This is a genomic window from Streptomyces inhibens, assembly GCF_003389455.1.
Lineage (GTDB): Bacteria > Actinomycetota > Actinomycetes > Streptomycetales > Streptomycetaceae > Streptomyces > Streptomyces inhibens.
The window spans coordinates 1-8,585 of the sequence record NZ_QUAC01000391.1 but is presented as its reverse complement, the minus strand read 5'-3'; the positions used below and the strand labels follow the sequence as shown (position 1 = coordinate 8,585).

Genomic DNA, 8,585 nt, shown 5'->3' with positions numbered 1-8,585 from the left:
GTGGCCCCGCAGGGGGCGCTCGCACCCCTTACGGGATGTGTTCGCCCACCCCCTAGGCCCCCCAGGCCCCACCCCCGGCCGCCCCCGGCCCGTTGTCACCCCCATCGCCTAACCTGGCCGCATGCCCGCCCGCACCTGGGTCCCGCCCGGCCCGTACGACCTGCACCGCACCCTGTGTGTGCTGCAGCGCGGCCCGGGCGACCCCGCGTTCGCGGTGCGCGGCGGCGAGCTGTGGCGGTCCTGCCGTACGCCCGAGGGCCCCGGCACGCTGCGCATCGCGGCCCGCCCGGCCGCCGGCAGCGTCGAGGCCGAGGCCTGGGGGCCGGGCGCCGACTGGCTGCTGGACCGCCTTCCCGACCTGCTGGGGGAGTCCGACGACCCGACGGAACTGACCGCCCGGCACCGCATCGTCCATGAGGCGCGCCGCCGCCACCCCGGCGTCCGGCTCGCCAGGACCGGCCTGGTCCTGGAGTCGCTGATCCCCTCGATCCTGGAGCAGAAGGTCACCAGCGACGAGGCCTACCGCGCCTGGCGGCTCCTCCTGCAGCGGCACGGCGAGCCCGCGCCCGGCCCCTGGGAGCGGATGCGGGTGATGCCGGAGCCGCGCGGCTGGGCGCTGATCCCGTCCTGGGAGTGGCACCGCGCGGGCGTCGACGCCAAGCGCTCCTCCGCGATCCTGCGCGCGGTGCAGGTGGCCCGCCGGATGGAGGAGGCCGCGCGGATGGATCTCGCGGACGCCACCCGGCGGCTGACGGCCCTCCCCGGCATCGGCCCGTGGACGGCCGCCGAGACGCTGCAGCGCACCCTCGGCGCACCGGACGCGATCACGGTCGGCGATCTCCATCTGCCGAAGATCATCGGCTATGCCCTCACCGGCCGCCGCGGCACCACCGACGAGCAGATGCTCGAACTCCTCGCGCCCTACGAGGGCCAGCGGCACCGGGCGGCCCGGCTGATCCTGCTCTGCGGCATCACACCGCCGCGGCGGGCGCCGCGGTTCCCGGTGGGGGACATCGCCCGTCTGTGACCGCGCCGACGGCGCAGGTCAGCGCAGCACGACGAAGTCGTCGGCGTTCCGCGCCGCCCGGGCCCTCGGTACTTCCGCGGGACGTCCGATGGCCACCGCCCCCATCGGTTCCCAGTCCCCAGGGAGCCCGAGCACGTCCCGGACCACGTCCCGGCAGAACATCGTCGACGAGACCCAGGCGGAGCCGAGGCCCTCGCCCGCCAGCGTGACCAGGAAGTTCTGGATGGCCGCGCCGTTCGCGACCACGAACATCTCCCGCTCGGCCGCGCCCCGCCGTGCGTCCGGATACGTGTGCGAGCCGTCCATCACCATGCACGGCACCGCCACATACGGCGCGGCGCGCAACAGATCACCGCGCCGTACCCGCTTGGCGATGGACTCCGCCGCCTTGCCGTCACCGCGCAGATCCGCGATCCAGGCGTCCCGCATCGCATCCAGCAACCGCAGCCGCGACTTTGCCGACTCCAGGAGGACGAACCGCCACGGCGTGGTGTGGTGCGGCGCCGGGGCGGTGATCGCCGCCGCCACGGCGCGCCGCACCGCGCCCGGATCGACCGGATCATCGGTGAACGCGCGGACCGTACGCCGCGCCGTCACCGCCTCCCGTACGGCCTCCGACGTGCCCAGCCGGAACATGTCGTGCTCGGAGCCGCGCACCATCGCCCGCGCACCCTCGTCGTCACCCGTCTCCTCGACGACATGCGGGAGCCCGCGCACCACCGCGACCGGCAGCCCGGCGGCCTTGCCCTTCACCAGGTCGCCCGCCGCGGCCAGTTCGTCCGCGGTGGCCACCACCGTCGCGCTGAGCGGATTGCCGTACGCATCCGTGCCGCCGCGCAGATCGTCCAGCACCCGCACCCCGGCCGCCCCGATGGCGACATCGGTGAGGCCGGTGCGCCACGGCCGCCCGAAGGTGTCGCTGATGACGACGCCGACCTCGACGCCGAGTGCCTCGCGGATCCCGGCCCGCAGGGCGCGGGCCGAGGCGTCCGGGTCCTCCGGCAGCAACAGCACCGTCCCGGAAGGGGTGTTGGAGGCATCGACACCGGCCGCCGCCATCACCAGGCCCTGCCGGTTCTGTACGATCCGCAGCGTGCCGCGGCGCGCCACCACCCGCACCGTCTCCTGGTCGATCGCCGCCTCGCGGTCGGTGGCCTCGACCACCCGGCCCTCGGCCTTGCTGACGATCTTCGAGGTCACCAACAGCACATCGCCGTTGATGAGTTGGGGCAGCCCGTCGGCGGTCGCCGCCGCGGCGATCAGCTTGACCAGATCGTCGCCGGGCCGCACCTCGGGGATCCCCGGCAGCGCCCACACCCGGTAGCCGGGCACCTCGCCGGCGCCGCCGGTCATGCCCGGACCTCCTCGGCCAGCGCCAGTGCCTCACGCACCATCGTGGCCGTGGCGTCCAGGTCCGTCATCATCAGCGGCACGGCCCGGCAGCGGATACCGGCCGCCTCGACCTCGGCCACCGCGTCCGCGTCGACGGAGTCGACCAGCCAGCCGTCCAGCAGCCCCGGACCGCCCTCCCGTCGCCCACCACCGCCCTTCGAGGGACGTCGCTCCGCTCCGCCGTAATATTTGGCCACCGCCGCGGCCGTCGACTCAACCCCCACCGCCGCCAGCACCTTGTCGGCCATACCGCGCACCGGGGCGTCCCCGACGATCGGCGACAGACCGATCACCGGCACCCCGGCGTCCGAGATGGCCTCACGGATGCCCGGCACCGCCAGGATCGTGCCGATGCTCACCACCGGGTTGGACGGCGGGAACAGCACCACATCCGCCCCGGCGATCGCCTCCAGCACGCCCGGCGCCGGCTTGGCCTGCTCGGCGCCGACCGGCACCACGGCATGTGCGGGCACCGAGGCGCGCATCCGCACCCAGTACTCCTGGAAATGGATCGCCTTGCGCTCGCCGTCCTCGTCGATGGCGACATGGGTCTCGACCCGGTCGTCGGACATCGGCAGCAGCCGTACGCCGGGCTTCCAGCGTGCGCACAGCGCCTCGGTGACGGCGCTCAGCGGATATCCGGCGCTCAGCATCTGGGTCCGCACGATGTGCGTGGCGAAGTCCCGGTCGCCGAGGCCGAACCACTCGGGGCCGACGCCGTAGGCGGCCAACTCCTCCTTCACCCGGAAGGTTTCGTCGGCGCGGCCCCAGCCCTGCTCCTCGTTGATGCCGCCGCCGAGCGTGTACATCACTGTGTCGAGGTCGGGACACACCTTGAGCCCGAACAGATGGATGTCGTCGCCGGTGTTGCCGATGACGGTGATGTCCGCGTCCGGAGCCGCTGCCTTCAGTCCCCGCAGAAAGCGGGCGCCGCCGATACCGCCGGCCAGAACCACGATTCGCATGGCGACAGTCTGTCAGCCGGGCGGGGGCCTCGTTGCGTCAGGAGGCGGCGGTCTCGCGGGCCGAGGGTGTGCAGTGGGCGGCGGGGGTCCCGCCGGCCGAACGCAGCCGGTTCCCGGGGAGCATCGGCATCTCGGTCAGGCCCGGGAAGTAGACATGCAGGCTGACGGCCGGCACCAGGGCGTCATTGACGACCTCGTGGACGTAGCCGGGGGCGAACACCCGCTGGGCGCCGGCCGCGAGCGTACGGTGGCCGGCCTCGGCGCGCTCGGTCAACTCGCCCTCCAGGACGGTCAGCACACCGGAGGACGGCCCGTGGTCGTGCCGGCCGCTGCCCTGGCCGGGCACCCAGCTCAGCAGCCACACCTCGTAGCCCGGGCCCGTGCGCAGCCGGTGGTACCAGCGGGTGGTGGCGTCGTAGCGGACGAGCGGGGCCCATGCGGCGCGGTCGGCGGCGATCGAGCGGGCCAGCCCGGCGAAGCCGGCGACGGTGGCCGGGTGCGCAGGAACGGGCGGCAGCAGGTGGGGGATGGCGAGCGGGTCGCCGGCGATCTGAACGTCGCTGTTCATCGGGTTTCGGGTTCCTCGGCGAAGTGCTGGGGTGACGCTGGGGAGGGCCGCCTGGGGCACCGCCCAGCGTGAGCTGGGGAGGATGCGGCACGGCGCCGGCTTTCCCTGTGGGGGGCGCGGCGCGGTGGGCGCGGAGCAGGGGCGCTGCGGGGGTGGTGCGAGCGAAGAGGCTGGAGCTCAGTGGCTTCGACAGCTGGAACAGCGACAGCGAGCCTGCGCAGCGCAGAGCGACCCGTAGGCACGGGTCAGTCGGGGCGCGGGAGTCGCTGGCATGGGGTCAAGGAGACCGGGTTCACGGCGCAATGTCAACCGGATGCCTGGTTTGCCGTAAAACTTTCACCTCATCCGGTTACTCCGCCCGCAGAAAGGTTTGTGCAGTCGTTGGTACGGAGACATCGACCGGCAACCGCCCCTCCAAACACCGTTGCGGTCCCGTGATCCGTCTGTGATCTTCCCCGCTTCGGAGTGCGGGGGTGCAACGTGAATGCCGCTCGATCGCGTCTGAGTAAGCGAAGAGGACGTGCCGGGTGGCACGCCCGCGGAAGTGTCCTGGTTTTTACTGATTTGAACACTTTCCGCATCCGCTTGGTTCCGCCGAGTGAATAAGAGGCTCAATAGCAGATCTCGGCTTGACTGGCCCGGATCACCACACTTGTAATTTCACTCGTGTCGTTCAGCCGAAATCGATCACGGCTTGATCACGGGGACGTAAAGACAGACGAGGGGCGCACATGACCGAGCTGTTCCAGGAATTGCTGGTCGAGGAGGCGGATGAGGAGCTCGGCTGGCAGGAGCGCGCACTGTGCGCCCAGACCGACCCCGAGTCCTTCTTCCCGGAGAAGGGTGGCTCCACCCGCGAGGCCAAGAAGGTCTGTCTCGCCTGCGAAGTACGGTCCGAGTGCCTTGAATACGCCCTCGCCAACGACGAGCGCTTCGGCATTTGGGGCGGCCTGTCCGAGCGCGAGCGGCGTCGGCTCAAGAAGGCTGCCGTCTGACGATGACAGGGCAGCCCTCAGGACCGACGGCGCGCGGTCTCCCGGACCACGCCGCCGTACCACCCCAACTCCCCATATCCCCCTATAGTGAACTCTCCGCCTCCGACGCCCCGGCCGCCGGAGGCGGACTGCTGTGTACTGCTTCGTACGGGCCCCGTCGGGGCACCGGCGCGAACCATTAGTGTGGGGCCCCGTCCGAGATGCGCCGCCGCCCCGCCGGGCGCGCGCGTCGCCTCGTAGTCCGTCGCAGTGTCTTCCGGGGGCGGGGGCCCTGAGCGACTTCGCCGGGGGCCTTCGAACTCCCGGGTCCGGAGGGCCCGTACCTCGATGTCCGTGCACAGCCAGTCGGCGGCCCAGGCCGCCTCATATGAAGCCGCCACCCCAGAGTTCCCGCGGCATGTCGTCACCGCCGTGATCGTTTCCCATGACGGTGCCCGCTGGCTGCCCGATGCGCTCGCCGGCCTGCTCGGCCAGGAGCGCCCGGTGCAGAACGTCATCGGCGCCGACACCGGCAGCGCGGACACCTCCGCCCAGCTGCTCGCCGAGGCGATCGGGGACCAGCGGGTGCTGCATCTCGCCCGCCGCTCCGGATTCGGCACCGCCGTCGACGAAGCCGTCCGCACGGCCCCCGAACTCACCCCCGACGACCTGCCGTATCTGCGACGGCCCAGCGGCTGGGACCCGGTCAGCCGCACCTGGCGCGACGAGGCCTACGAGATGCCGGAGCTGCCGCACGGCGAACCGGTCCAGTGGCTGTGGCTGCTGCACGACGACTGCGCACCCGAGCCGGACGCGCTCGCCGAGCTGCTGCGGGTCGCCGACGCCAGCCCGTCCACGGTCATCGTCGGCCCCAAGCTGCGCAGCTGGTACGACCGCCGTCAGCTGCTCGAAGCCGGCGTCAGCATCGCGCGCAGCGGACGCCGTTGGACCGGCCTGGACCGCCGCGAACAGGACCAGGGCCAACACGACCAGGTACGCCCCGTCCTGTCCGTCTCCACCGCCGGCATGCTCATCCGCCGTGATGTCTACGAGCAGTTGGGCGGCTTCGACCGCCGGCTGCCGCTGATGCGCGACGACGTCGACCTGTGCTGGCGCGCCCAGGCCGCCGGCCACCAGGTGCTCGTCGCACCGGACGCCGTCCTGCGGCACGCCGAGGCCGCCGCCCGCGAGCGCCGCCCCATCGACTGCGTCGGCCGCTCGGTGGCCAACCCGCACCGCGTCGACAAGGCCGGCGCCGTCTACACCCTGCTCACCAACACCGGCGGCCGGGTGCTCCCGTACGTCCTGCTGCGACTGCTGATCGGCACCTTCCTGCGGGTCATCGCCTACCTCGTCGGCAAGGTCCCCGGCCAGGCGCTCGACGAACTCGCCGGGCTCTTCGGCACCCTGCTGCGGCCCGGCAAGATCCTCGCGGCTCGCAAGAAGAGAGGCCGGCCCGCGGTCGACGCGAGCGACCTCCGACCACTCTTCCCGCCACCCGGCGCGACCGTACGGGCCACCGTCGAGCAGGTCGCCGGCAACCTCGCCGGACGCGCCGCGCCCGACGTGGCCTCGGCCGGCCGGCACGGCGCCGTCGAGTCCGGGCCCGGCGGCGACGACGCCGACTTCCTGGAGATCGAGCAGTTCGCCCGGCTCAAGCGGATCGCCCGCAAGCCCGCACCGGTGCTCTTCCTCCTCCTGCTGGTGGTCTCGCTGATCGCCTGCCGCCAACTGCTCGGCTCCGGCGCGCTGACCGGCGGCGCGATGCTGCCCGCGCCCGGCAGCCTGTCCGACCTGTGGTCGGCGTATCTCGACAGCTGGCATCCGGTCGGCGTCGGCGCCAGCGCCTCCGCACCCCCCTACCTGGCGATCCTCGCCCTGGTGTCGAGCATCTTCCTCGGCAGCACCGGCTTCGCCGTCACCCTGCTGCTGGTCTGCTCGGTCCCGCTGGCCGGCCTCACCGCCTACTTCGCCTCCCGCCCGCTGGTCGCCTCCCGGCTGCTGCGGGCCTGGGGGAGCATCGCGTACGCCTTCCTGCCCGCGGCCGCCGGCGCGCTGGCGGGCGGCCGGCTGGGCACCGCGGTGCTCGCCATCCTGCTGCCCCTGATGGCGCGCGCCGCGATCGCTGCATGGGGGTACCCCCGGTCGAAGACTGGGGGAGGACTGCGGCTGCCGGCGGGCACCCGGCCCAGCTGGCGCGCCACCTGGGCGTATGCGCTGCTGATCACCTTCACCATGGCCTTCACCCCGGTCGTCTGGCCGATCGCGGTGCTGCTGGGCATCGGCCTGTTGGTGCTGCGTTTCCTGGACGGCAACCGCGACCAGCTGTTCGCGTATCTGCTGCGCTTCCTGGTCGTGGTCGTCGCCCCGCTCGTCGTGCTCGCCCCCTGGTCGCTGTCCCTGCTGACCCATCCCGCCCGCTTCTTCCAGGAAGCCGGACTCGACTACGGCGCCGGCTCCGCCTCCGTGGTGGACCTCATCGGCCTCAGCCCCGGCGGCCCCAAGGCCGTCGGCGGGGTACTGCTCTTCGGCATCATCCTGGCCGCGCTGGCCGCGACGCTGCGCGATGCGCGGCAGCTCGCGATCCGTACCGCCTGGGTGGTGGCGCTGACCGGGCTGCTGTTCGCGGCGCTCGGCAACGGCTCCGGCTGGACCGGCCCCGCGATGCTCGTCTACGGCCTGGCGCTGCTGTGCGCCGCCGCGGTCGGCGCCGAGGGCATCCGCACCCGTATGGCCAGCCTCGGCTTCGGCTGGAAGCAGCCGGTCGCCGTGCTGATCGCGCTGGCGTCCGTGCTCGCCCCGCTCTACGCCGCGGCCAGCTGGATGATCGCCGGCGCGGACGGACCGCTGGAGCGGCGCAACCCGGAGCAGGTCCCGGCGTTCGTCGCCGAGGAGTCCGGCACCGCAGACCGCGCCCGCACCCTGGTCCTCGACGGCAAGCCCGGCCATGTCGACTACTCCCTCGTCCGCGGCTCCGGCGCCCGGCTCGGTGACGCCGATCTGGCCGCCGAAGCGGGCGAGGACAAGCGGCTCGACGGCATCGTCGCCAACCTCGTGGCCGGATCCGGCGCCGACCAGACCAACCAGCTCGGCGGCTACGCGGTCCGCTACGTCCTGGTCAGGGACGGTGCGCCGCGCGAGATGGGCCGCGTACTGGACGCGACCCCGGGTCTGACCCGGCTCAGCCAGGACGACGGCAGCGCCCTGTGGCGGGTCGACCGCCGGGTCTCGCGGGTCTCGATCGTGGCGGGCGAGGCCAAGGACGGCACCAGCGCCGACGAGGCCGCCGCGCCCATCGCCGTACCGTCCGGCCCCGTCGAGGCACACGCCAAGGTGCCCACCAGCGCCGACGGCCGGGTGCTGCGCCTCGCGGACGCCGCCGACGAGGGCTGGCGGGCCACGCTCAACGGCACCCCCCTCAAGCCCGTCACCGTCGACGGCTGGGCGCAGGGCTTCGCGCTCCCTGCGGGTGGCGGCACGCTCGACCTCACCCACGAGAACCCGCTCGGCCACACCCTCTGGCTGTGGGCCCAGGGCCTGCTCGCCGTCGTCCTGGTGGTGCTGGCGCTGCCGGGCCGCCGCCGCGAGATCGACGACGACCTGCCCGAGGACGCCGTCGCCGCCCAGGCCGCCCAGGCCGCCGCGGCCGCCGGCGACGG

At 73.1% G+C, this 8,585-nt stretch carries 6 protein-coding genes; 3 read left to right on the top strand and 3 right to left on the bottom strand.

Annotated features, from left to right (window positions below):
• Positions 1-121: 121 nt before the first annotated feature.
• Positions 122-1,027, top strand: coding sequence for a DNA-3-methyladenine glycosylase family protein (locus DY245_RS35430; RefSeq protein WP_128511202.1), 906 nt, complete (start codon positions 122-124; stop codon positions 1,025-1,027).
• 18 nt (positions 1,028-1,045) lie between these two features.
• On the opposite strand, the gene DY245_RS35425 is transcribed toward DY245_RS35430, so the two are convergent.
• From DY245_RS35425 to DY245_RS35415, 3 genes are read right to left on the bottom strand one after another with little or no spacing between them, the layout of a single operon-like run.
• Positions 1,046-2,380 carry a coenzyme F420-0:L-glutamate ligase gene (locus tag DY245_RS35425; RefSeq protein ID WP_128511201.1) on the bottom strand — a complete coding sequence of 445 codons (1,335 nt, stop codon included), beginning with the start codon at positions 2,378-2,380 and terminating at the stop codon, positions 1,046-1,048.
• The gene (gene cofD / locus DY245_RS35420; RefSeq protein ID WP_128511200.1) at positions 2,377-3,384 is read right to left on the bottom strand and encodes a 2-phospho-L-lactate transferase; all 1,008 of its coding nucleotides are present in this window, start codon (positions 3,382-3,384) and stop codon (positions 2,377-2,379) included. The genes DY245_RS35425 and cofD overlap by 4 nt, the downstream gene beginning before the upstream one ends.
• A 37-nt stretch (positions 3,385-3,421) precedes the next feature.
• Positions 3,422-3,952 (bottom strand): cysteine dioxygenase, encoded by a 531-nt coding sequence (locus tag DY245_RS35415; protein ID WP_128511199.1) that lies wholly within the window; start codon positions 3,950-3,952, stop codon positions 3,422-3,424.
• Between the two features lie 731 nt (positions 3,953-4,683).
• Here DY245_RS35415 and DY245_RS35410 point away from each other — a divergent pair.
• Both DY245_RS35410 and DY245_RS35405 read left to right on the top strand, forming a co-directional pair.
• Positions 4,684-4,947: a WhiB family transcriptional regulator gene (locus tag DY245_RS35410; RefSeq protein ID WP_003983763.1), complete on the top strand. Its 264-nt coding sequence runs from the start codon at positions 4,684-4,686 to the stop codon at positions 4,945-4,947.
• Positions 4,948-5,274: 327 nt separating this feature from the next.
• On the top strand, positions 5,275-8,585 hold a 3,311-nt coding region (locus DY245_RS35405; protein WP_147318418.1), incomplete at its 3' end, for a glycosyltransferase family 2 protein.

What these genes read in the sequence shown, in the direction of transcription:
- DY245_RS35430 (WP_128511202.1), top strand. Translation starts at nt 122, where the DNA reads ATGCCCGCCCGCACCTGGGTCCCGCCCGGCCCGTACGACCTGCACCGC.
- cofD (WP_128511200.1), bottom strand. Translation starts at nt 3,384, where the DNA reads ATGCGAATCGTGGTTCTGGCCGGCGGTATCGGCGGCGCCCGCTTTCTG.
- DY245_RS35410 (WP_003983763.1), top strand. Translation starts at nt 4,684, where the DNA reads ATGACCGAGCTGTTCCAGGAATTGCTGGTCGAGGAGGCGGATGAGGAG.
- DY245_RS35425 (WP_128511201.1), bottom strand. Translation starts at nt 2,380, where the DNA reads ATGACCGGCGGCGCCGGCGAGGTGCCCGGCTACCGGGTGTGGGCGCTG.
- DY245_RS35415 (WP_128511199.1), bottom strand. Translation starts at nt 3,952, where the DNA reads ATGAACAGCGACGTTCAGATCGCCGGCGACCCGCTCGCCATCCCCCAC.